Source organism: Brevundimonas sp. (genome assembly GCF_018608325.1).
Classification (GTDB): Bacteria; Pseudomonadota; Alphaproteobacteria; order Caulobacterales; family Caulobacteraceae; genus Brevundimonas.
Genome location: NZ_JABAZW010000007.1, coordinates 1 through 23,129, shown reverse-complemented (window position 1 = coordinate 23,129; position 23,129 = coordinate 1). Strand labels below are relative to the sequence as shown.

Here is a 23,129-nt window from a genome sequence, read left to right as displayed (position 1 = left end):
GGCCATCACTGCGCCTATATGCACGTCGAAGAATAGTGGATGGGATCGATCATCGGTTCCACGCGAGGAGATTACGCCATGGGCTCCATGAGCATCTGGCATTGGGCCATCGTCATCGTCGTCGTCGCCGTGCTGTTCGGCGGACGCGGCAAGCTTTCGGGCATCATGGGTGACGCCGCCAAGGGCATCCGCGCCTTCAAGGAAGGCCTGAAGGACGAAGACAAGAAGGACGGCCCCAGCGAGGGCGTCAGCTCCCTGCCGCGCACCGAGGCGGAAAAGGAAGAGCTGAAGCGCTAGTCGTCGTCTGTAAGGGCTGACGCATGGGCGGGCTCGCCCCCGGAGTGGGGGGTTTCGAATTAGTGGTGATCGGCATTGTGGCCCTGCTTGTCGTGGGGCCCAAGGATCTGCCTATTCTGATGCGCCGTGTTGGGCAGATGGTCGCGAAAGCGCGCGCCATGGCCAACGAGTTCCGCACCAGTTTCGACGAAATGGCGCGTCAGTCCGAATTGGACGACCTGCGCAAAGAAGTCGAAGCCTTGCGGAGCGGGCAGGGGATGTATCCCCTCGGCTCTGAAGCGGAAGCCGCTTTCAAGGAAATCAACGCTGGCCTGGTGACACCGTCCCTGCCGTCGCCTGAGCCGGAGCTCCCGGCCATGCAGCCCGCGCCGGATGAGTGGCCGGACAAGACGCCGGTGGCGGAGGCCGCCGCCGATGCGCCCACGGCCAAGGCTGCGGCTAAGTCCGTCTCCAAGCCGAAGACGGCTGCCAAGTCGAGGGCAGCAAGTTTGGCAAAGGCCAAGACCCTCGCCGCGAAAGCCAAACCCCAAACTGCTTCCAAGACTGCGGCGGCCAAGCCCAAGACAGTCCGCAATAAGGCCGTCGACCTTTGACCACCCCCAACCGTGACGAGGCCGAGATCGAGGCGTCGCGAGCGCCCCTGATGGATCACCTGATCGAGTTGCGTAAGCGGCTGCTGATCTGCGTGATCGCCTTTGCGGTGGGCTTCATCGGCTGTTTCGCCTTTTCCGAGCCGATCTATCTGTTCCTGGTCAAGCCGTTCGCGGCGGCCCAGGCCTTCTATTCGTCCGTTGGGCCGCACGGCCATGTCTCGCCGCTGGACCTGATCCTGGGCACGGCGGGCCTGAAGCCGCTGCCGCACGTCGACGGCCATACGGTCAACCTGATCTACACTGCGCCGCTGGAGATACTGTTCACCAAGATGAAGCTGGCTGGCTTCGGCGCCGTCTTCGTGGCCTTCCCGGTTCTGGCCTGGCAGTTGTACCGCTTCGTGGCACCGGGTCTGTACCGCAACGAGCGCGGCGCCTTCCTGCCGTTCCTGGTGGCGGCGCCCCTGCTGTTCCTGCTGGGGGCCGCGCTGGTCTATTTCGTCATGCTGCCGTTCGTGATGTGGTTCTCGCTGAGCCAGCAGATCATCGGCGACGGGGTGCAGGCCAATCTGCTGCCCAAGGTGTCGGACTATCTGAACCTGGTCACGGCGCTGCTGCTGGCGTTCGGACTGTGCTTCCAGCTCCCGGTCGTCATGACCCTGCTGGGCATGGCTGGCTTGATCAATTCCAAGATGATGGCGTCTGGCCGTCGCTACGCCATCGTCGCCGTGGTCGTGGTCGCCGCCGTGGTCACCCCGCCGGACCCCATCAGCCAGCTGATGCTCGCCGTGCCGATGGTGCTGCTCTACGAGATCTCCATCTGGTGCGTCCGTTTGATCGAACTGCGCCGCAAGAAGGCGGACGATCTGGAAGCGGAAGCGGCCTAATCGAGGCGTCCCGCAGGGGGCCTAGCCGTCCGCTTGTCCACTCATTGATTCATCGCCAGAGTATCTGAACCTGAGGGCTATTCCTCGGAGTTGCCACGGCGTGAAACCCATGAAGGCCCCTCTCGAACAATGGCTCTCTGACGGTCTCGCCAACTGCGGTGTTGATGCAAGATTGGTGGAAAGCGAATGGAGCGATCTATGCCAGCATGACGTCGTCACTTTCGCTGACGCGAACCTGCCGCCGTCATCTTTGCCCGCTTTAGCGGCCTTCAGCCTGGAATTCTCAAGCCAGTTCGTGTTCGCGACAGATGAACTCCAAACCGCCTTCGAGAGAGCCGTGTGGGACGACCCCAAGATGGTTGAACTTAGAGGAATCTATCAGAATCAGACTCAGCAACATCTCGAATTGTTGGGTCTCTCCGACTTCCCGCGGTTCGATCCGGGCACCGAAACTTTAAAGTCTTTTGCGGCGCGCGTTGAGGCGATATGCGGCTTTGCCAGCGGGCAGATGTTGATGGTTGACCGCTACGACAGGATCGTTCTGGCGCCCACACGTCCACAAGACCTCACGGTAGATGACGTCTCAAAACTGATGGCGCTGTTGAACCACGCCGCACCGGATACGGCGTTCACTGTGATGGCAGAAGACTCCTCCATCTGAGTGCTTCGACCTGATCCCACTCTCGACAATAAAAAGCCCCGGATGGTTCGACCATCCGGGGCTTTCCGTTTCAGTCTGATCTGACGATCAGCAGCTGTAGTACATGTCGAATTCGACCGGGTGCGGGTGCAGTTGCAGGCGGGCGACTTCGTGTTGCTTCAGCTCGATATAGGCGTCGATGAAGTCGTCATCCATGACGCCGCCCTTCTTGAGGAAGGCGCGGTCGGCGTCGAGGCTTTCCAGAGCTTCCTTCAGCGAGCCGCAGACCTCGGGGATCGAGCCGCGTTCTTCCGGCGGCAGGTCGTAGAGGTTCTTGTCGGCGGGTGCGCCCGGATCGATACGGTTCTCGATCCCGTCCAGACCGGCCATCAGCAGGGCCACGAAGGTCAGATAGGGGTTGCCCATCGGGTCGGGGAAGCGGGCTTCCAGACGCTTGGCCTTGGGCGACGAGACGTGCGGGATGCGGATCGAGGCCGAACGGTTGCGAGCCGAATAGGCCAGCTTCACCGGGGCTTCATAACCGGGCACCAGACGCTTGTAGCTGTTGGTGGTCGAGTTGGCGAAGGCGTTGATGGCCTTGGCGTGCTTGATGATGCCGCCGATGTACCACAGGCATTCCTGCGACAGGCCGGCGTACTTGTCGCCAGCGAACTGGGGCTTGCCATCCTTCCAGATCGACATGTGGACGTGCATGCCCGAGCCGTTGTCGCCGAACATGGGCTTGGCCATGAAGGTCGCCGACTTGCCGTAGGCGGCCGCCACATTGTGGATGATGTACTTATAGAGCTGCAGGCGGTCGGCCATGGTCAGCAGGTCCGAGAACTTCAGACCCAGTTCGTGCTGGGCAGGCGCCACTTCGTGGTGGTGCTTCTCGGGCTCCAGGCCCATGTCGCGCATCACGCCCAGCATTTCGCCACGCAGGTCCTGGCCGCTGTCGACCGGGTTGACGGGGAAATAGCCGCCCTTGGTCTGCGGGCGGTGGCCCATGTTGCCTTCGGTGTACTCGGCGTTGGTGTTGGCGGGCAGTTCGGTCGAATCATACGAGTACGAGGTGTTGTGCGGCTGGGTCGACCAGCGCACGTCGTCGAACACGAAGAACTCGGCTTCTGGGCCGAAATAGACGATGTCGCCCACGCCTGACGACTGGACATAGGCCAGGGCCTTCTTGGCCATCGAGCGGCTGTCACGGTTATAGGGCTCGTTGGTGTCCGGGTTCAGCACGTCGCAGAACAGGAACATCGTCGTCTGCTGATAGAACGGGTCGATGTAGGCCGTGGTCAGGTCCGGCTTCAGCAGCATGTCGGACTCATTGATGGCCTTCCAGCCCGCGATCGACGAACCGTCGAACATGGTGCCTTCGTTCAGGAAGTCCTCGTCGACCAGATCAATGTCGAAGGTGACGTGCTGCAGGCGGCCTTGCGTATCGGTGAAGCGAACGTCGACGTATTTGACGTCCTTTTCCTCGATCTCCTTGAGGATCTTGGCGGCGGCGCTCATTCTCGGAAGTCCTATTTTTTTGGTCGTTGGGGAGGAAACCGGTCACCGACCCGAAGGCCGAGGGCCGGGGAGGGTCGTTCAGTTTCAGACGGCTTGAGCGCCGGTCTCGCCGGTGCGGATGCGGATCACATCCGCCACGTCGGACACGAAGATCTTGCCGTCGCCGATCTTGCCTGTGCGCGCCGAGGTCTGGATGGCCTCGACAACGGCAGGCGCGAGGTCATCAGCGACGACGACCTCGATCTTTATTTTGGGCAGGAAGTCGATGACATATTCGGCGCCCCGATAGAGCTCCGAATGACCTTTCTGGCGGCCATATCCCTTGGCCTCCAGCACAGTCATGCCTTGCACGCCCACGTCCTGGAGCGCCTCTTTGACGTCATCCAGCTTGAATGGCTTGATGATGGCTTCGATTTTCTTCATGGCGACCCCTGAGCGGCGCACGGAATGCAGCGGCGCTCGGGCTTGAATGGGACACACCAAGGCGACTGAAAGCAAGCGGTTTTCGCAGAAAAGTCACGGATAATCGGAGCCCGGATGATTGAAACCAACGACCCTGCAGTCTGGCGCAATTTTCTGCCCTGGCCAGACGCCCAGACGCACAAGCATACGCGGGGCCGATTAGGCGTCGTGTCCGGTCGCGCCAATCACACGGGCGCTGCGCGGCTGGCTGCCCGCGCAGGGTTGAGGACAGGGGCGGGCCTGGTGCGGATTTTCTGTCCACCGGATGCTGCAGCCGTGATCGCCCCCTCCATCCAGGCCGTCATGCTGACCCCGTTCGTCAGCGCCGAATCCCTGGCGCGCGAGGTGGAGGGCATGGACGCCATGGTCGTGGGGCCCGCCGCCGGTCTGGATGACGCCACCATAGGTAATATTCATGTGCTGGCTCAAAGCGGGGCAGCCCTGGTCATCGATGCCGACGGGCTGACGGTCTTCAAGGGGCGGGCCAGCGAACTGTTCGCCATTCTGGATCGCGACGACATACTGACGCCGCATGAAGGCGAGTTCGAACGCCTGTTTCCCGGTTATCTGGCCAAGGGGCGAATCGAGGCCGCACGAGACGCCGCCAGACGCGCCCAGGCCGTCGTCGTGCTCAAGGGCGCTCAGACCGTGATCGCCTCGCCTGACGGACGCGCTCGGATCAACGGAAACGGTTCGCCGTGGCTGGCGACGGCCGGCAGTGGAGACGTTCTGGCGGGCGTCATCGGCGGGCTGCTGGCTCAGCGCATGGACAGTTTCGACGCTGCCTGCGCCGCAGTCTGGATGCATGCTGACGCCGCCTATCGTTTCGGTCCGGGCCTGATCGCCGAAGACCTTTCTGAAATGCTGCCTGCGGTCCTGCGTGACCTCTGGGCAGCCCGCTGAGCAACCTGACGATAAGGACCTGAATATGCTGCAAGACGGATGGCGAAGCCCGCCGCGCCCCGAACGGAAGCTGCTGGACGGCCGCTATGTGCGCGTGGAGCCGCTGGACCCTGCGACTCACACCGATCATCTGCTGGCTTCGGCTCAGGAAGCCGGAGCAGACGACCGTTTCCGCTATCTGTTCGAAGAGACGCCGCAGGACCGGGCCGTGCTTCAGGCCTGGACAGAGAAATCCTCACAGAGCCAGGACCCGCTGTTCTTCGCTGTCATCGACAAGCGGACGGGCAGGGCGGAGGGGCGGCAAGCCCTGATGCGGATTGATGAGAACAATGGCGTCATCGAGATCGGCCACATCCTGTGGGGACCAGCCATCGCCCGCTCGCGCATCTCGACCGAAGCTTTCTATCTGGCCGCCGACTACATCTTCGGGCTGGGCTACCGGCGCTTCGAGTGGAAGTGCAACAATCTGAACGAGCCGTCCAAGAAGGCCGCCGCCCGGTTCGGCTTCCAGCCTGAAGGCGTGTTCCGTCAGCACATGGTCGCCAAGGGCCAGAACCGCGACACTGCATGGTTCTCCATACTCGACCACGAATGGCCGCGCCTGAAGGCTGGTTACGAGGCCTGGCTCGCGCCAGAGAATTTCGACGCTGACGGCCAGCAGAGAGCGCGCCTCAGCTTTTAGATGAAGTCACGGCAGAACCACTGGCCCCCGTCGACCGACGGCGATATGCCTGTGACCTGTTGTGAAATCGCGGGATCTGCGTCGTGACCTTTCAAACCTGGTGGCTGTTTGTCGTCGCCGTCTTCCTGCTGTGTGGCACGCCAGGGCCGAACATGCTGCACATCCTGTCGCGCAGCGTGGAGATGGGGCTGAAGCGCAGCTTCTTCGCCATGGCGGGCTGTCTGACGGCGCTGGTTCTAGTGCTGACGGCCTCAGCCGCCGGTCTGACGACCCTGTTGCTGGCGCTTCCGGGCGTGTTCGAGGTTCTGCGCTATCTAGGCGTGGCCTATCTGATCTATCTTGGCGTCAAGGCCTGGCGCAGCGACGCCGCGCCCGTTGATGTCAGCAGCGAGGGCGATCTGAACCCGCGTCAGTCCATCGGTCGTCTGTTCCGTGGCGGCTTCACCATCGGCATCAGCAACCCCAAACTGATCCTGTTCGCCGCAGCCTTCCTGCCTCAGTTCGTCCATGCAGGCGCACCCAAGGCCCCGCAGTTCGCCATTCTGGTCATCACCTTCGCCCTGGTCGAAGCCTTCTGGTATCTGGCCTACGCCCTGGGCGGACAGTCCCTGTCGCGCTATCTGGCCATCCCCAAGCTGCGCCGCATCTTCAACCGCATCACCGGCGGCATCTTCGTCGCCTTTGGTCTGGCCCTGCTGAAGGTCAAGCCGGGGTGATGCGGACGCCATGACCGAGAGTGCGAGCGATCCGGGCGAAACAGAGACCGCGGAAAAGCCGAAATGGCTGCGCTGGCTAGGCATCGCTGTCGGCCTGCTGGTCTTCGCAGGCGCGGTCTATGTCATCGGTCAGGAACTGCGTCGCGTCAGTCTGCAAGAGGTGGCAGGCGCCATCGCCAGCACCTCCGTGACATCCCTGATCGTCGCCATACTGGCGCTGGTCCTCTGCCTTGCCGCCGCCTCCAGCTTCGACACGCTGGCCCTGCAGACGACGGGACAGCCGATCTCGTGGCGACGCAGCGCCCTGACCTCAGCCGTCGCCTTCGCCCTGTCGAACGCGGGGCCTCCCGGTATCGCTCTGGCGGCAGGCGTTCGCTATCGCAGTTACCAAAGTGAAGGGCTGACCGGTTCGGGCGTCGCGCTCATGAGCGGCGTTTCGGCCCTGATCGCCCTGATCGGCGGTCTGAGCCTGATCAGCCTCGCCGCCGCCAGCGCCATTCAGGCCATTGTGACCCAGGCCCATATGCCGCGCTGGGTCGGATTGGTGATCGCCTTCGTCGCGCTGAAGGCCCTGATCGCCTTTCTGGCGGCCCCCCGTCTGGGCCGGTTCGGCAAGTTTCTGCCGTCGCGATCCGTCAGGCTGGCGGTCATCGTCTCCAGCACTGTTGAATGGGCTGCGGCCGCTGGCCTGCTTTACATCCTGCTGCCCGAACCCAGTTGGATCGGCTTCCTGCATTATCTGCCCGTCTTCGGGCTAGCGGGCCTGCTCGGCGCCGTCAGCGGCCTGCCGGGCGGCATCGGCGCCTTCGATGCCGTAATGATCGCCGTGCTCGGCCCCAAAGTCGGCCCCAAAGTCGGCGCCGCAGAAGTCGCCGCTGGCCTGCTGCTCTACCGCGCCATCTACATCCTGGCTCCGCTGATCGTGGCCGCCGTAATCGGTTTGACCATTTCGGCAAGACGATTAAAGTAGAGATAATTTTATAACTGTATTGGTTCTTTTTGTGCGCTTAATAAATATGGAAATTCTCGCCTGAAATGCAACAATGATTACTATTTGGAATTAGTATGTGTGTTTGTGGTGTGCGACATTCCAAATGTGGGATATTTAATTTGATTTTGTTTAATTTGGATAATTTTATTAAAATTGGAAAGTTGATCGATATATTCATTTCTAATGATGTTGCATTAGGGATTTGTGGCATTTGCTAATCAATCATTTCTATTGCCCTGAAACTAAGCCTGAAACGTGCGCCCGTTAGTGTGCTTTCGTAGGTTGCGACGCCACTATAGGTCGTTGCGATGCCCTGCACGATGGCCAGGCCGAGGCCTGCGCCGCTGTCGCCGCTGCGTTCGCTGCGCCAGAAACGGCGGAAGATGAAGGGCTGGTCGGCCTCTGCCACGCCGGGGCCGTGATCGGTGACCAGAACCGTTCCTTCAGCGCGGACATGGATGTCCACCTCGGTTCCGGCGGGGGTGTGGCGGATGGCGTTTTCGACCAGATTGCGGATGGCGCGGAACAGGAAGGGCGCGTCGGCGGCGACCCAGACGGGCGCCTCCACCCCGGTCAGGGCCAACCGCTTGTTCTGCGACAGCGCCAGCGGCGTCAGGGCGACGGCGACGTCTGTGGCGACGCTGCGCAGATCGGCCCGGACATCACCTGCGGGCGCGATGGCGTCGACCTCAGCGATCTCCAGCAGTTGGCCGACGATCCGGGTCATCAGGTCGATGCTGGGGCGCAGTTGCTGGGACAGGGGGCTGTCGGGGGGCGCATCCACCTGCATCCGCAAAATGGTCAGGGGCGTACGTAGTTCATGGGCGGCGTCGGCGGTGAACTCCTTCTGGCGCGCATGGCCCAGTTCCAGACGTTTGAGGGCGTCGTTCATGGCGTCGGCCAGCGGACGGATTTCGCGCGGCAGGTCATCGGTCGGCAGGCGCTGATCCATGCGCCCGGGCTGGATGTTCTGGGCCGCGCGCGAGGTGTTGACGACCGGCGTCAGGGCGCGACGCACGATCAGCAGGTCGATGGTGAACAGCACCAACAAGACCGGCACAGTCAGCAGCAGCATCCGTCCCAGGAACCCCGCCGTGATGTCGTCGACGATGATGTCGGGGTGGTCCAGATCCTGGGCGATGGTCACCCATGCGGTGCGGTCACCGAGCTTTTGCGGGAAGCTGGCGCCATAGAAGACATCGCCGCCGCGCTTGTGTTCGAAATAATAAGGGGTGTCGCGACGCTGGACGCCCTGAAGCAGTTCGGACTGGCTTTCAGGACCGTCAAAAAGGACCGCCCCACGGTCGTCGATGACCGCCAGGGCAAAGCCGCCATAGCCTTTTTCATAGAGGGTCTTCAGATCGGGACTGAGGTCCAGCGTCCATCGGCCGTCCGGCGTCAGGTCCAGCGCCGCCGCGACACTGCGGGCATGGGTGCGGAGGGTGCGGTGCTGGAGGGTGGCGGCGCTGGCGTTCAGCAGCAGGTTTCCGGCCAGAGGAATCAGGATGGCCGCCGCCGCCAGGGCCACCAGATGCAGCCATAGAATCCGGGTCAGGATGGACGGCGCGCGGGTCTTCAACGGGGGGCCTTATTCAGCACATAGCCGATGCCGCGCATGGTCTGGATGCGGGCGTCCGCGCCGTGCGCCTCAAGCCGTTTGCGCAGACGGTGGACATAGACCTCGATGGCGTTGGAGCCGAGGTCTTCCTGGCTGCCGAACAACTGGCTTTCGACCGTGGTCTTGGGCACGACCCGGTTGATGCGGCGCAGCAGCAGTTCGAGGATTTCGGTCTCGCGCACGGGGATGCTCAGCAACTGATCGCCGACGCGAGTCTCACGCGAAACGCTGTCGAAAACCAGATTGCCGATGGTCAGGGTGCGGCCCAGAAAAGCGCCGGGCCGTCGCAGCAGGCTCTGGACCCGCGCCAGCAGTTCCTCAAAGTCGAAGGGCTTGACCAGATAGTCGTCGGCCCCGACCTGAAGCCCCCTGACACGGTCATCGACACGACCACGTGCGGTCAGCACCAGAACCGGCGTTGCATTGGCCTGATCGCGCATGTCCTTCAGCACATTCAGCCCATCGTCGTCAGGCAGGCCGAGGTCCAGAATGACGGCGGCGTATTGGGCGACGGCCAGCATGGCGCGGGCGTCATCCGCCGTACGCGCCCGGTCTGACGTCAGACCGGCTGAGTTCAGGCCCTTGGCCAGAAGCCCGGCCAGGTCTTGATTATCCTCGACAATCAACAGTCGCATTACAGGGCCGTCCGCATCGGATCGCGCGAAGAAGCAGGGGCGGGATGGGGGTGTCAACACCGAGGCGGTGCTTTGCCGGGGCGCTGTAAGGTTGCTGTAAGTTGGGCGTAAGCCGCACGTAAGCCGAAACCGCTACAGTACGAACCCGCAGCGCCGATGCGCATGAGGGTCACTGCATCATGGAATACACGCCTCCACCTCCGTCCAAGGCGCGGAGGCTTCCGCGCAGCCGACAATTGTTGATCGTCGGTGTCGGAGCGGCTGCGGTTCTGGTGCTGCTGGGCGCGCCGATGGCGCTCAAGGCCCTGACCGCCAAGGCGCCAGAGCCTGAAGCCGTGGCCGAGGCAGGTGTCTTCCGTCCCACCAAGGAACAGCTCAAGTCCATGACCGTGGTCACGGCGGGCGAGGCCAGTTTCGATGACCTGCACCGGGCCAGTGGCAAGATCGCCGTCGATGAGCGCCGCAGCACGCCGGTCGTATCGCCCTATTCGGGGCGAGTCCTGAGGGTGCTGGCGGAGCCGGGCCAGTGGGTGCGTCAGGGCGCGCCCCTGTTTGTTGTTCAGGCCACGGAATACGCCGAGGGCGGCGCCGCCCTGTCCACCGCCCGCGCCGAACAGGCCAGCGCCGCCGCACAGCTGAAGCTGGCGCAGGAGGCCGAGGCCCGCGCAGGCGAAATCTACCGCACCGCAGGCGGGGCGCTGAAGGACTGGCGCGAGGCTCAGAATGCTCTGGTTGCCGCCCAGGGCGCGGCTCGCACGGCGGACGCCAATCTGGCGACAGCGCGCAACCGTCTGGCCATTCTGGGCAAGACGCCCGCCCAGATCCGCGCGCTTGAGAACGCCGCCGTCGCTTCCGGGGCCGAAGCTGTGGTTACTGCGCCCATCAGCGGCGTGGTCATGCAGCGGGCCGTCGGCATCGGCCAGAACATCGTCGCAGGGGCAGATGCGCCGCAGTTCGTCATCGCCGACACCACCACGGTCTGGCTGGTCGCTGACGCGCCCGAGAGCGAGATTTCGCGGATGCGGAGGGGCAGTGCGGTCGAAGTGACGACGCCCGCCTATCCGGGACGGGTCTTCACCGCCCGCGTGGACTATGTCGCGCCTGCTCTTGATCCCGAAACGCGCCGGCTGCCTGTGCGTGCGACCATCGGCAATGCGGATGGGGCGCTGAAGCCCGAGATGTTCGCCAACTTCGCCATCCGCAGCGCAGGCGGCGCCCGCAGTGGTCTGGCCGTGCCAGCAGAAGCCGTCATCCGCGAGGGCGACACCGCGCGCCTGTGGGTGCTGGCGCCCGACGGCGCCCTGCGTTCGCGCGCCGTCCAGACCGGCCAGTCCGCAGAAGGACGTGTGCAGATACTCAGCGGCCTGACGGCGGGTGAGAAGGTCGTGACCCGCGGCGCCATCTTCGTCGACGAGGCGGGGCAAGCCCGCTGACATCCGCCGCTGACGTAGCTGCTGCTCCTCTCCATCGGCTGCTGTCCGGCGCCGTTCTCATGATTGCAGAATTCCCATGAACCGCATTGTCTCGCTGGCGCTACATCACCGGGTGCTGGCGCTGCTTCTGCTGATCGGCCTGATCGGGGCGGGCGGCGTCGCCTTCCGTCAACTGAACATCGAGGCCTATCCCGACCCGGTTCCGCCGATGGTCGAGATCGTGACCCAGAGTGCGGGCCTGTCCGCCGAGGAGATCGAGCGCAACATCACCGTGCCGATCGAGGTGGGGATGTTGGGCATTCCCCACGTCACCAGCCTGCGGACCATTTCGCTGTTCGGCCTGTCGGACGTGAAAATCCAGTTCAGCTACGACTTCACCCATCAGGAGGCGCAGCAGTGGGTCATCAACCGCCTGAGCCAGCTGGACGGTCTGCCGGACGGGGTCAAACCTGAAATCTCGCCGGTCAGCCCGATCGGTGAGGTCTATCGCTATCGCGTGACGGGGCCGAAGGGCTATTCGATCGCAGACCTGAAGACCATTCAGGATTGGGTGCTGGAGCGTCGCTTCAAGGCCCTGCCAGGGGTGATCGACGTCACGGGCTGGGGCGGTGAAAGCCGGGCCTATGAGGTGGTTGTCGACAACGGACGGCTGGCCGCGCATGGCCTGACCATCCCTCAGGTGATCGACGCCCTGAACGCCAGCAACCTGAACGTCGGCGGCCAGACGGTGAACTTCGGCGCGCAGGCCGCCATCGTGCGCGGCATCGGCCTGATCCAGTCGCCGGACGACATCCGCCATGTGGTGCTGAGCCAGTCGGGCGGCACGCCGGTCACGGTCGGCGACATCGCCGAGATCAAGGTCGGCCATCTGCCGCGTCTGGGCATCGCCGGTCAGGATCAGGACGATGACATCGTTCAGGGCACGGTCCTGATGCATCGCGGCGCCCAGAGCATGCCGACGATCAAGGCGGTCGAGGCCGAGGTGAAGGCGATCAACGCCTCAGACATCCTGCCGCCGGGCGTAAAGGTCGAACGCATCTACGATCGCAGCGACCTGATCAAGGTGACCACCCACACGGTGATCCATAATCTGATCATCGGCGTGCTGCTGATCTTCCTGGTGCAGTGGGCCTTCCTGGGCAATTTGCGCAGCGCGGTGATCGTGGCGGCGACCATTCCCTTCGCCCTGTGTTTCGCCATCCTGATTCTGGTGATCAGCGGTGAGTCCGCCAACCTGTTGTCTGTCGGGGCGCTGGACTTCGGCCTGATCGTCGATGCCACCGTCATCATGGTCGAGAACATCTATCGCCATCTGGTCAAACGCAGCCATGCGCTGGAACTGGGGCAGGGGCGGCGTGGTCTGACCGGCAGGCTGTCCACGATCCTTGAGGCCGCGACACAGGTGAACCGGGGCATCTTCTTCGCCGCCGCCATCATCATCGCCAGCTTCATTCCGCTGTTCACCCTGTCGGGCGTCGAGGGCCACATCTTCGGCCCGATGGCCAAGACCTACGCCTACGCCATCGCGGGCGGCCTGATCGCCACCTTCACCATCTCGCCCGCGCTCAGCGCCCTGTTGCTGCCGGACCGGCTGTCGGAGGTCGAGACCTGGCTGGTGCGTGGCCTGCGCCGGATTTATCAGCCGGCGATCGACTTCGCCCTGGCCAACCGCACACTGTCGCTGGGTGGGGCGGGGACGCTGGTCGTGGCGGCCATGATCATGGTCCGCGCGCTGGGTCTGGAGTTCCTGCCGCACCTGGAAGAGGGCAATTTCTGGATCCGCGCCACCATGCCTGCCTCCGTCCCTCTTGAGGCCAGCAACGGGTCGGTGAACGAGATGCGCAAGACCATCGCCGCCTTCCCCGAGGTGCGCACGGTCGTTTCGCAGCATGGTCGCCCCGATGACGGCACCGACGCCACCGGCTTCTTCAACGCCGAGTTCTTCACCCCCCTGAAGCCGTCGACCGATTGGCCGCGCGGCATGACCAAGGAGAAGCTGACGGCCAGCATGAGCGAGGCCCTGCAGAAGAAGTTCCCCGGCGTGGAGTTCTCCTTCTCCCAATATATTCAGGACAACGTCGAAGAGGCCGCGTCGGGCGTGAAGGGCTCGAACTCGATCAAGCTGTTCGGGCCTGATCTGGACACGCTGGAAACCACGGCGGCTAAGATCAAGACGGTGATGGGCGGCGTGCCGGGCATCGTTGATCTGGGCGTGTTCAACTCACTCGGTCAGCCGACCGTCAAGATCGACATCGATCGCCAGAGGGCCGCGCGTTACGGCCTCAGCGTCGAGACGATCAACAGCACCGTGTCCACCGCCATCGGCGGACAGGAGGCGGGCGATCTCTATGAGCGCAAGACCGACCGGCACTTCCCGATACTGGTGCGGCTGCAGGCCGATCAGAGAAATGATCTGGATGCGATCCGGCGCATAAATATTGGTGCGGACGACGGACACGGCGGCGTGGTGCAGGTGCCGTTGCAGGAGGTGGCGGACGTCAGCTTCGTGTCCGGCGCATCCTTCATCTACCGCGAGCATCAGGAGCGCTACATCCCGATCAAGTTCGGCGTGCGCGACCGCGATCTGGGCGGGGCGGTTCTGGACGCCCAGACCCGCGTGGCCCGCGATGTCCACCTGCCTGCCGGTTATCACATCGAATGGGTGGGTGAACTGGGCAATCTGCAGAACGCCATCGACCGCCTGAAGGTGGTGGTGCCGCTCAGCATCGGCCTGATCCTGCTGCTGCTGTTCATCAACTTCGGTTCGGTGCGGGACATGGCTCTGGCGGCCAGCGTCATGCCGATGGCGCTGCTGGGCGGGGTGTTCACCCTGTTCATCACCGGCACGCCGTTCAGCATATCGGCGGCGATAGGCTTCATCGCCCTTCTGGGCATATCGGTGATGGACGGCATCATCGTTCTGACGGCCTTCAATCAGTTGATTGACGAGGGGATGGAGCGGGCTAAAGCGCTTCGTCAGGCCTGTGAAGACAGTCTGCGCCCCGTGGTCATGACCTGCGTGGTCGCCGCCATCGGCCTGTTGCCCGCCGCCATGTCGTCGGGGATCGGCAGTCAGGTGCAGAAGCCGCTGGCCCTGGTGGTCGTGGGCGGGATGCTGGTCGCACCTGTTCTGATCCTGCTTGTCCTGCCGGTGATGATCGACCTGTTTTCGCGCCGGGTCGGCCCGGACATCGAACCTGCCGCATTGGAGGCCTCAGAATGAGCTGGTCGATGTCTAGAGGCGCACGACTGTCCGTCATCGGGGTTCTGGCGGTCGGCGGCCTTGCCGGCTGTGCGGTCGGCCCGAACTTCCAGCGCCCCGTCCTGACTGACGAAGGGGACTGGTCGCATTCGAGCGGCGCGGTCGCGGACATGGCCCGCACCATGGACGCATCGGCGACCGTGCCGGATCAGTGGTGGTCCCTGTTCGGCTCTGCGCAACTGGATGCACTGGTCACAGAGGCGCTGCGGGCTAACCCGGACCTGAAGGCCGCCGACGCCACCCTGCGTCAGGCACGGGCCCAACTACGTGCGGCGCGCGGCGCCTATCTGCCCAGTGTCGACGCCAGTTATCAGGCCGACCGGCACAAGGATTCCGCCACCCTGTCGCCGCCGCTGAACGACGAGAGCCTGCTCTACACTCTGCACACCGCGCAGGTCAGCGTCAGCTATCCGCTGGATCTGTTCGGCGGCGTTCGGCGCAGCGTCGAGTCGGCGGCGGCCCAGACTCAGGCCGTCCGTTATGAATACGAGGCGGCGCGCCTGTCGATCATCACCAACACGATCCTGGCCGCCATCGAAGAGGCGACTTTACGTGAACAGCTGACCTCGCTGGAGGTCAGCGTCGGCGCCGAACATCAGGTTCTGACCCTGCTGGAACGTCGCGAGACGCTGGGTGAAGTCGGTCGTGAAGAGGTCCTGACCCAGCGCGCCGCCTTGTCATCCAGCGAACAGGAACTGGCCGAGACGCGTAAATCCCATTCCCAGCAGCAGGCGGCGCTGGCCATATTGCTGGGGCGTCCGCCCCATCAGCCCTTGCCGCCCCTGTTGGCTCTGGGCGATCTGAACCTGCCCAAAGCCCTGCCGCTCAGCCTGCCGTCGCAACTGGTGCGTCAGCGCCCGGATGTTCTGGCCGCCGAGGCCCAACTACATGCCGCCAGCGCCGAGGTCGGGGTCGCTATCGCGGCCCGTCTGCCCGAACTCACCCTGACGGCCAGCAGCGGCGACATCGCCACCCGTTATGGTGACATGTTCACCAGCGGAACCGGCCTGTGGTCCTTGGGCGCGGGTGTGACCCAGCCTCTCTTCCGTGGCGGGGCTCTGCGCCAGCAGCAGAAGGTGGCGGAGGCGGGGCTGGACAAGGCCAAGGCCGAATACCGCTCCGCCGTACTGGTCGCTCTTCAGGATGTGGCCAACACCCTATCGGCCCTGCGTTTCGACGCCGACAGCCTGACCGCCGCCGAAACCGCCGAACAGGCGGCCAGACAGCGGCTGACCTTCGCTCAACGGCGGCTAGAGCTGGGCGACATCGGAACCTTCGAACTGGTCGATGCCCAACGCACCCACAACGAGGCGCAGTCAGCAGCGATCAGCGCCCGCTCAGCCCGCTACGCCGACGTCGTCGCCCTGTTCCAGGCATTGGGCGGCGGATGGGAAGGCCGTATGCCGTAAGTGGGAAGAGAAAAGTCTTCGCTCGATGAACTAGGAAAGTCAGATTACCACTTAGCTCTGAGGTGCTTCGACAGTCAGGTGTAGAATGCTGAGACCATCAGTCGAAAGGCGCTTCGATGTGCGGGGGGCATAGATTGGTAGTTCATACTGCAACGCGCCACCTGCCTGGTCATAATCAGATAAAGGGCGAACACGCCGTCCTAGTACCGACGTCGATGAGAACTCTAGGCTCAGGACTCGCAGCCAGAAGAGTACGGTAGCGGCCAGGGCGATGGCGGAGAGGAAGACGTTCGGGCATCGATCATAGCCAGTGGCGACGCGCCGCAGTCTTTCAGGCACCTGAACATGATCTCGATGCGATTACGCCGCTTGTAGCGACGCTTGTCATACCGGACGGGCTCGTTGCGGGTTTTCTGCCTGGGATGCAGGGCGTCCCTGAACCCGTCCGCGTCATACCCCCTGTCGCGCAATAGCCATTGCGCCTTGGGCAGGCTGTCCAGCAGAGCAGCAGTGCCGGTGTAATCGCTGACCTGGCCCGCCGTCATGAACAGGCTGATCGGTCGTCCGTTCGCATCTGTCACGGCGTGAAGCTTGGTAGTCGTGCGACCGATCAGTCGCCCGTGCGTCCGTTTTTACCCGCAGGCTCGAAGCCGTGCGGTGCGCCTTGAGATAGGTCGCGTCGATCATGACCGTGCGATGTTCAGTCTGGGCGCTGGACAGGCCTTCCATCATCCGTATGACTACGCCCGCCTCGCTCCACCGCTTCCAGCGATTGTAGAGGGTCTTGTGAGGCCCATACGCCGTCGGCGGGTCACGCCAACGCAGACCGTTGCGGTTGACGAAAACAATCCCGCTCAGCACTCGCCGATCATCCACCCTCGGTTTGCCATGGCTCTTGGGAAAATAGGGCTCCAGCCGAGCCTTCTGCTCGTCCGTCAGCCAATAAAGGTCGCTCATATCCAGACTCTTCGGGAGCCTGAATCAGATCGAGCGCCTCACATCAATGAGTCCTGAGCCTAGGCCGGTTCATCACCGGATTTGCCGAGCACCGTCGCTCTACCCCGCGCTCAAATAAAGACTAATATTCAGATTCTACAGCGATAGCATTGATATTAATTGATGCGAGCTGAGGAAGTCGATTGATGCAAGGTCGAAGCTGGTTAAGCGGATACAGGAGTGCGCTGAATGAGAGATGTTGACGCCTTTACAGGCTGAAAACGTCAACTGCCAATGCGGATGATCAGTTCTAGCGGGAAGAGATATTCGCCAATCACAAAGCGCCACGGACATTTGTATCTCGCGGTCATGGGGCGGTGTGGCCCGCGCCGTCAGCCAATGATCACCACGCCCCCGCCGACGGCGCGGGCTTTCAGGTTCAACAGTTGTTCGATCTGGACGACGGCGTTGTCGATCTGGGCGATGTGGAAAACGGCGTTCAGGGGCGTGCGGCCCAGTTCGGGGTCTCTGAGGATTATGCGGCCGGGGCGGTAGAGGTTGATCTGGTCGACGACTTCCGAAAGGGCGACGCCTTCAAAAATCAGGCGTCCTGTGCGCCAGGCGGCGACCTTGGCGGCTTCGATCCGGCTGAGCCGCACCTGGCCGTCAGCCTCGACCGTGATGTCCTCGTCTTGCTTCAGGTGATAGGCGCGGGATTGAATGACGCAGGTCATCTGGCCGCGCGCGCAGGTCACGCGGTCACGCGATGGGAAAGCCTGGACGTTGAAGTCGGCGTCTAGCGCCTCAATCCGCACCTGTCGGGTGTCGACCTGAAAGGCCCTGACCGCCTCGTGAACGCCGACGAAGGCCTCGCCAGAAACCAGGCGCAGGCCCGATCCTGAACGGCTCACGGATGCTGCTGTGCGAGACGCCAGTTGGACCTCGACACCGCGCGCAGGGTGCAGGTCGAGCCGTCCGCCGACAGGCGTGCGGTGTTCAGCCGACAACTCGTCGAATGACGGCCAAAGATTGAACGGCGGACGCAGAACCGATGCGCCGACCAGAAGAACCCCGGCACCGCCTGCACAGGCGGAGATGAACGCCCGACGGTTGGTGGGACGCGTCGTCGTACTGCCTGCCTGGGCATAGGCAGAGACGCCCGCAACTTCCCGGAATGCCGCGTCGTGCGCGGGGCTCTGGGCGCGCCATTCTCCAAGGGCGTCCACATCGGTCTGGGTCGCGCCGCCAGACATCAGGCGCACGAGCCAGTCCGCCGCCTCTTCCAGAAGGCTGTCGTTGTCCTTGGCGGATGGAGTCATCTCGGTCTTGGTCATTGTCCAGTCGACGTTCGGAGCGCCGACGTTCCTCTCATTTTACAGACACGCGGGATCGCCCGCGAACGAAGGGGTTTTTTCGGCGTGTGCGGCGTGCGCAGTGCAGAATGGCGTCACGCAGATCCATCTGGATCATGCGCAGGCTGACATTGAAGCGAACGGCCAGTTCGTCATGACTGGCGGAGCCGGTGAAGCTTTCCAGAAAAACCGTGCGCTGGCGCGGCGTCAGTTCATCCAGCACTCGCCAGACACGCATCAGATCGCTGCGGGCCATGACGATCTGCTCCGGCCCTGGCGCGTCATCGGCCAGGTTCAGGATGTCTGCGATTTCGGCGTGGCCCAGCACCCGGCGCTGGGCGGCGGACAGATTGAAGGCCGTGTTCACCGCGGCGCGATAGATATAGGCGTCCGGGTCCTCAATGGGCGCCAATTCGGCGCCATCCTGCAGCTTGATCCATGTCTCATGCAGGGCCTCTCCCGCCAAATCGGCCGAGCCTAGGCGTATGGCGAGACGTTTGCGCAGGTCTGCATACCGCCGCGTCAGCAGGTCTCTGAGTGCGGTGCGCGTGGAGGAGGCGCTCATGACACGCCGTCTGACCGCGAACGACCCAAAGGCTGCACCTCGATGGCGAAGTCGAGAATGGCCGGGGTTCCAGGAGGGGGCGCGCCAGCAGGATTGGCGCCGGTCAGGCGGTTGACGATCTGGATGTCCCAATCGTCGCGTGCATTGCTGCGGCGGATGACGGCTTCGGTGATTTCACCTGCAGAGTTTAGTCCTATGCGGATTTCAAGACGCAGCGACCTGCCCTGGAAGTCGAGCGAAGATCGCAGCATGTTCTGAAGGGCGGTCTGAAGAGCCATGGCGTATCGACGCCGGGCTAATTGATCGCCGCCGCCGATGATCCGGGCGCCGCGCACCTCGGCTGTGTCCATCCGCAGGGCCGCGGGGGCATCTGACGCGGGGGAGGACGCGACCTGTGCATCCTCAACATAGATGATCACCGAGCGCGGACCGGAGAAGCGGGCGTTAAGGTTCGTGCCCTGAAGCAGGCGCTGGAGCGCGACCGGCGCGGAATACTCTCCTTTGACGGCGCTTGAACGACGACCGACGGCCAGGGACTGGCGATAGACGATGTCCATGCCGCTGGTCGTGGCGAAGGCGGAAAGCGCTGAGTTCAGGGGCTGTGCGGGAATGTCGTAGTGCTGTTGGCTCGGTCGTGACTGTGCGAACGCACCATCGAACGCCAACATTCCCATGATCATTCCACCCACGGCCAGGGAGGCGCGCGTAGTTGTGGACAGGGGCGCGGCGTTCATTTCAGAACGAAGTTGACGGGCAGGCTGACATCCAGTCGTGACGGCCAGTCGCCCGGCAATCCAGGCAGGGGCTGGGCGCGGAAAATGGCGGCCAGAGCCTCCTCGTCGATGGCGTTCTCGCCCGAACTGGTTTCGATCCAGGCGTCGATCACCCGCCCGTCCTTGGTCATGATGAAATGGACCGTGGTCTGGCCTTTGCGCCCGTTGGCGCTGGCTTCCGCCGGATAAAGGCGGTGGCGGGCGAGGTGCTGTTCCAGCCGACGACGGAAGGCCAGAACCTCACTATCAGGCAGGTCTGAAAGACGCCGCGCCGCGCCTGTCTGTTCGCTGGTCGAGGGACCGGTCATCTTGGCGCCGGCCGCCGTTTCGGACGCTTTTGGCTGGGCGTCTTCGATGGCTTTGCTGGAGCCAGCGGTGTGAGAAGGCGCCGCAGAAGAGGCGGAAACTACATCGGTCGGCGGTGGCGGCGTCTGACCGGGGCCAAGCGACACCAGTTCCACAACGATGCCTTGTCCGGCGTCCCCGGACGCGGGGCCTTGTTCAGGCGCGCCGTCTGCATGGGCTTGAAGCAGAAACAGGCCGACAGCAACGTGCAGCACGCCCGACAGCGCCAAGCCGCCGATGCGTCCAAACAGACCGTAACTGAGCCAGTGTGTCGTCAAGGAAACCCGATCCTGACGTGTGGCCCTAACGCGGTTTCATCACCTCTTGATGACACGTCGCTGACGCCGGCGCTGAGTGGAAAAATACAGGTCGCAGTCGAATTCGTTTCGTTCGTCGGCGCGCTCCCGGTCTTTGAATCGAGGGGGACGCGATGCACCCAAGTCGATTCAACCAAATCACGGGCCTGAATAAGGGCGTCGTTCGCCTGACCGTGGAGCAGGGCGCTGTGCATGTCGTGCGCCCGCATCGGGGCATGGTCCGGGTCACGTTCGGCGACGAGGTCTATCAACTGCCGGGGGGACGCGCCCTGCTTATCGCACGCCCCGGTGAAGCCGAATGTGTTTGGTCGTCCTGCGCTGAGGGCGAATGGGTGTCGCTGCGCGGTGCGGATGTTCAGGTCGCGGCGTCGCGCCTTATGGACCAGCCCCGACGCCTTCGGCCCGGCGTGATCAGTTTCAATTGGGGCGCCGTGGCCGCTGGACGAAGGTGCGAGGCCTTGGTTCGGGGGCTGTTCAGTTCTGGCGTAGGCGATGAGGTCTTTGTCATATCGGGTTCGGTCATGCGGGCGATGGAGCGCGTGCGTACGAACCCTGAAGTGAACTGGACGGCGGACACTCTGGCGGCTGCTGCGGGCGTCACGGCGGCGACCCTGCGTCGAAATTTCAAGGCCTGCTTCGGCGTGTCCATCAGCGAGATCGTCCGCGAACGGCGTCTGGTCTGGGTCAGCGAGCGTCTGGGCCATCCGCGTGAACTTCGCTCCATTTCACAACTGGCGCGGGATGCTGGTTTCAGCAGTCCTAGCGCTCTAGCGCGCGCATATCAGTTGAAGTTTGGAGAAAGCCCAACCCAGACGCGCGCTAATTCATTTAGCAGCGCCGCTTAAAGCCACACATTCTGGAAATATTCAAGTGAATCCGAAATTATAAAATAATCAGACCTAATATCAATTGTCATTTAATTTACATGATACTTGCTGTGTGATGCGAAAATATAATCTGAACTTTGATTTCAACATAATAGACTTGAGGAACTTCAGGTCCTGATTATTACGACCTCTGCATGATTTCAGGCGCGCGGCATCATTTTGATGTTCGCCCGCCGCCTCGGCTTCAGTCGGGGAGGGTTGCGGGGGATGATTTTGAACGAACGATCTTGCCGACGCCTGGTGGCTGGCGCGGTCTTCCTGGCGATCGGGACGGGCCCTGTTGCGGTGCAGGCTCAGGACCAGGCCGTCACCTTCGATATTCGCGCTTTTCAGGTGAAGGGCAACACGGTCCTGCCGCCGGATGCGGTCGAGCGGGCCGTCTATCCATTCATGGGGCCCGGCCGCACTGAAGCCGACGTCGAGGCCGCGCGTGCCGCCCTGCAATCAGCGTTCGAGAATGCAGGCTATGTGGCCGTATCCGTCTTCCTGCCCGAGCAATCGGTGGAAGGCGGTATTCTCCAGTTGGAGGTGCAGCCCCAGGCCATCGGACAGGTTCTGGTGGAGGGAACGAAACGCGCCGATGCGATCCGCGCCCAGGCGCCGTCGCTGACGCCCGGCGCTACACCGAACCTTCAGGAATTCCAACGTGACGTGGTGGCGTTGAACCAGAAGTCGACGCGTCGGGTGACGCCGGAACTGCGCGCGGGCGTGGCGCCGGGCACGCTGGATGTCGTGTTGTCGGTTGAGGAAAACTCGCCCTGGCATGCCTCCCTCGAACTGAACAATCAGCGCTCAGCCTCGACCTCCTACTATCGGGCGTCGGCGACCCTGCGTCATGACGACTTCCTTGGGCGCGGCGACAGTCTCAGCTTCTCGGCCCAGACGGCGCCGGAAAGAACCGACGACGGCACGGTCTGGTCGGCCAACTATCTGACGCGTCTGGGGCAGAACGCGCAGTTGATGGTCTATGGCGTGCGCTCGGACAGCGACATCGCCGTAGTCGGCGGCGCCAGCGTGATCGGTCAGGGCAATATCGTGGGCGCCCGCTACATCCGCTCGCTGGGCGCCACGGATGGTTTCTACCATGCCCTGACGCTGGGCGTGGACTGGAAGGATTTCGGTGAGGACGTAGCCCTGGGCGCAGATCGCGCCTCGGCGCCGATCCGGTATTTCCCTTTCATGGCCTCATGGCGGGGCGACTGGTCCGGCGATCAGCGCCGCAGCGATCTCAGTGTCTCCGCTGTTTTCGGCGTGCGCGGGCTGGGCGACGATCAGCAGCGGTTTGACGACAAGCGTTTCAACGCCCGCCCCAGCTTCCTGGTGCTGAAGCTGGACGCGTCGAACACAGAAGAACTGGCGCACGGGCTTCAGCTGAACACGCGCCTGACCGGCCAGTGGTCGCCTGCGCCGCTGATCTCGAACGAGGGTTTCTCGCTGGGCGGGTCTTCCAGCGTACGCGGCTATTACGAGTCGGAGGCCCTGGGCGACTACGGCTTTGCCATTCAGAACGAACTGCGCCTGCCGGACTTTGGTTCACGACTGGGGCTGGGCGACAATGCGCTGCGCCTGCACGGCTTCTGGGATGCGGGCTATGCCGGCATTCATGATCCGCTGCTGGGTCAGAAGGACAGCTACCTGCTGTCGAGCGCCGGCCTCGGCGGCCGCATCCGCCTCTTCCGCTATCTCAACGGCGCCGTCGATGTCGGCGCGCCAATCGTTTCGGGCCCGGAATGGAAGTCCGGGCAGATTTTCGCACGCTTCCGCATCTGGGGGGAATTCTAAGTGGGCAAGACTGTCAGCGCGCGTATGCGCAAATCTTTCGCTGTCGGCCTGTCGGCCGTCATGCTTACGGCGGTGGCGACGCCGGTTCTGGCTTCGGGCTGGTGGCAGGGCGATTACGCCTATCGGACG

The 23,129-nt window shown here is 63.3% G+C and carries 21 protein-coding genes and 1 pseudogene; 13 read left to right on the top strand and 9 right to left on the bottom strand.

The features are described from left to right. Positions 1–78: 78 nt before the first annotated feature. From QZ281_RS00635 to QZ281_RS00620, 4 genes are all read left to right on the top strand, one after another. Complete coding sequence (locus tag QZ281_RS00635; RefSeq protein WP_292223472.1) at positions 79–297, top strand: twin-arginine translocase TatA/TatE family subunit; 219 nt, start codon at positions 79–81, stop codon at positions 295–297. A 23-nt stretch (positions 298–320) separates the two neighbouring features. Next, complete coding sequence (gene tatB / locus QZ281_RS00630) at positions 321–890, top strand: Sec-independent protein translocase protein TatB (protein WP_292223433.1); 570 nt, start codon at positions 321–323, stop codon at positions 888–890. After that, entirely contained in the window at positions 887–1,774 is an 888-nt protein-coding gene (gene tatC / locus QZ281_RS00625; protein WP_292223430.1) for a twin-arginine translocase subunit TatC, read from the top strand. Before tatB ends, tatC begins: the two co-directional genes overlap by 4 nt. 109 nt (positions 1,775–1,883) lie before the next feature. After that, positions 1,884–2,435 carry a hypothetical protein gene (locus tag QZ281_RS00620; protein ID WP_292223429.1) on the top strand — a complete coding sequence of 184 codons (552 nt, stop codon included), beginning with the start codon at positions 1,884–1,886 and terminating at the stop codon, positions 2,433–2,435. 87 nt (positions 2,436–2,522) lie between these two features. On the opposite strand, the gene glnA is transcribed toward QZ281_RS00620, so the two are convergent. Both glnA and QZ281_RS00610 read right to left on the bottom strand, forming a co-directional pair. After that, positions 2,523–3,932 carry a type I glutamate--ammonia ligase gene (gene glnA / locus QZ281_RS00615; protein ID WP_292223426.1) on the bottom strand — a complete coding sequence of 470 codons (1,410 nt, stop codon included), beginning with the start codon at positions 3,930–3,932 and terminating at the stop codon, positions 2,523–2,525. Between the two features lie 84 nt (positions 3,933–4,016). Next, a complete protein-coding gene (locus QZ281_RS00610; RefSeq protein ID WP_054765773.1) occupies positions 4,017–4,355 on the bottom strand; it encodes a P-II family nitrogen regulator in 339 nt (112 codons plus the stop codon). Between the two features lie 114 nt (positions 4,356–4,469). Between QZ281_RS00610 and QZ281_RS00605 the strand changes: the two genes are divergently transcribed. From QZ281_RS00605 to QZ281_RS00590, 4 genes are all read left to right on the top strand, one after another. Then, a complete protein-coding gene (locus tag QZ281_RS00605) occupies positions 4,470–5,297 on the top strand; it encodes an NAD(P)H-hydrate dehydratase (RefSeq protein ID WP_292223423.1) in 828 nt (275 codons plus the stop codon). Positions 5,298–5,322: 25 nt separating this feature from the next. Continuing rightward, positions 5,323–5,979, top strand: coding sequence for a GNAT family protein (locus QZ281_RS00600; protein WP_292223420.1), 657 nt, complete (start codon positions 5,323–5,325; stop codon positions 5,977–5,979). An 83-nt stretch (positions 5,980–6,062) separates the two neighbouring features. Then, the gene (locus tag QZ281_RS00595) at positions 6,063–6,695 is read left to right on the top strand and encodes a LysE family translocator (protein ID WP_292223417.1); all 633 of its coding nucleotides are present in this window, start codon (positions 6,063–6,065) and stop codon (positions 6,693–6,695) included. 10 nt (positions 6,696–6,705) lie between these two features. Beyond that, a complete protein-coding gene (locus QZ281_RS00590) occupies positions 6,706–7,665 on the top strand; it encodes a YbhN family protein (protein WP_292223415.1) in 960 nt (319 codons plus the stop codon). A 235-nt stretch (positions 7,666–7,900) separates the two neighbouring features. On the opposite strand, the gene QZ281_RS00585 is transcribed toward QZ281_RS00590, so the two are convergent. Then, entirely contained in the window at positions 7,901–9,265 is a 1,365-nt protein-coding gene (locus tag QZ281_RS00585; RefSeq protein ID WP_292223413.1) for an ATP-binding protein, read from the bottom strand. Further along, positions 9,262–9,939, bottom strand: coding sequence for a response regulator transcription factor (locus QZ281_RS00580; protein WP_292223410.1), 678 nt, complete (start codon positions 9,937–9,939; stop codon positions 9,262–9,264). The genes QZ281_RS00585 and QZ281_RS00580 overlap by 4 nt, the downstream gene beginning before the upstream one ends. A gap of 236 nt (positions 9,940–10,175) precedes the next feature. On the opposite strand from QZ281_RS00580, the gene QZ281_RS00575 reads away from it, so the two are divergent. The 3 genes from QZ281_RS00575 (at position 10,176) to QZ281_RS00565 (ending at position 16,043) form a co-directional block, all read left to right on the top strand. Beyond that, entirely contained in the window at positions 10,176–11,372 is a 1,197-nt protein-coding gene (locus QZ281_RS00575; protein ID WP_292223408.1) for an efflux RND transporter periplasmic adaptor subunit, read from the top strand. A 76-nt stretch (positions 11,373–11,448) separates the two neighbouring features. Next, the gene (locus QZ281_RS00570) at positions 11,449–14,595 is read left to right on the top strand and encodes a CusA/CzcA family heavy metal efflux RND transporter (protein WP_292223407.1); all 3,147 of its coding nucleotides are present in this window, start codon (positions 11,449–11,451) and stop codon (positions 14,593–14,595) included. After that, positions 14,592–16,043: an efflux transporter outer membrane subunit gene (locus QZ281_RS00565; RefSeq protein ID WP_292223405.1), complete on the top strand. Its 1,452-nt coding sequence runs from the start codon at positions 14,592–14,594 to the stop codon at positions 16,041–16,043. The genes QZ281_RS00570 and QZ281_RS00565 overlap by 4 nt, the downstream gene beginning before the upstream one ends. 240 nt (positions 16,044–16,283) lie before the next feature. On the opposite strand, the pseudogene QZ281_RS00560 reads toward QZ281_RS00565, so the two are convergent. The 5 genes and pseudogenes from QZ281_RS00560 to QZ281_RS00540 form a co-directional block, all read right to left on the bottom strand. Continuing rightward, positions 16,284–17,000, bottom strand: a pseudogene (locus QZ281_RS00560) (IS5 family transposase); the annotation flags it as partial. A 371-nt stretch (positions 17,001–17,371) separates the two neighbouring features. Continuing rightward, complete coding sequence (locus QZ281_RS00555) at positions 17,372–18,313, bottom strand: DUF4880 domain-containing protein (RefSeq protein ID WP_292223402.1); 942 nt, start codon at positions 18,311–18,313, stop codon at positions 17,372–17,374. A 34-nt stretch (positions 18,314–18,347) separates the two neighbouring features. Further along, entirely contained in the window at positions 18,348–18,896 is a 549-nt protein-coding gene (locus tag QZ281_RS00550; protein WP_292223400.1) for an RNA polymerase sigma factor, read from the bottom strand. Further along, complete coding sequence (locus tag QZ281_RS00545; protein WP_292223398.1) at positions 18,893–19,564, bottom strand: STN domain-containing protein; 672 nt, start codon at positions 19,562–19,564, stop codon at positions 18,893–18,895. The genes QZ281_RS00550 and QZ281_RS00545 overlap by 4 nt, the downstream gene beginning before the upstream one ends. 62 nt (positions 19,565–19,626) lie before the next feature. Then, on the bottom strand, positions 19,627–20,292 hold the full coding sequence (locus QZ281_RS00540; RefSeq protein WP_292223396.1) for an energy transducer TonB: 666 nt from the start codon (positions 20,290–20,292) through the stop codon (positions 19,627–19,629). A 152-nt stretch (positions 20,293–20,444) separates the two neighbouring features. On the opposite strand from QZ281_RS00540, the gene QZ281_RS00535 reads away from it, so the two are divergent. Continuing rightward, positions 20,445–21,176, top strand: a complete 732-nt coding sequence (locus QZ281_RS00535; RefSeq protein WP_292223393.1) for a helix-turn-helix domain-containing protein — start codon at positions 20,445–20,447, stop codon at positions 21,174–21,176. A 282-nt stretch (positions 21,177–21,458) separates the two neighbouring features. Then, on the top strand, positions 21,459–23,000 hold the full coding sequence (locus tag QZ281_RS00530; protein ID WP_292223390.1) for a ShlB/FhaC/HecB family hemolysin secretion/activation protein: 1,542 nt from the start codon (positions 21,459–21,461) through the stop codon (positions 22,998–23,000). Positions 23,001–23,129: the final 129 nt, after the last annotated feature.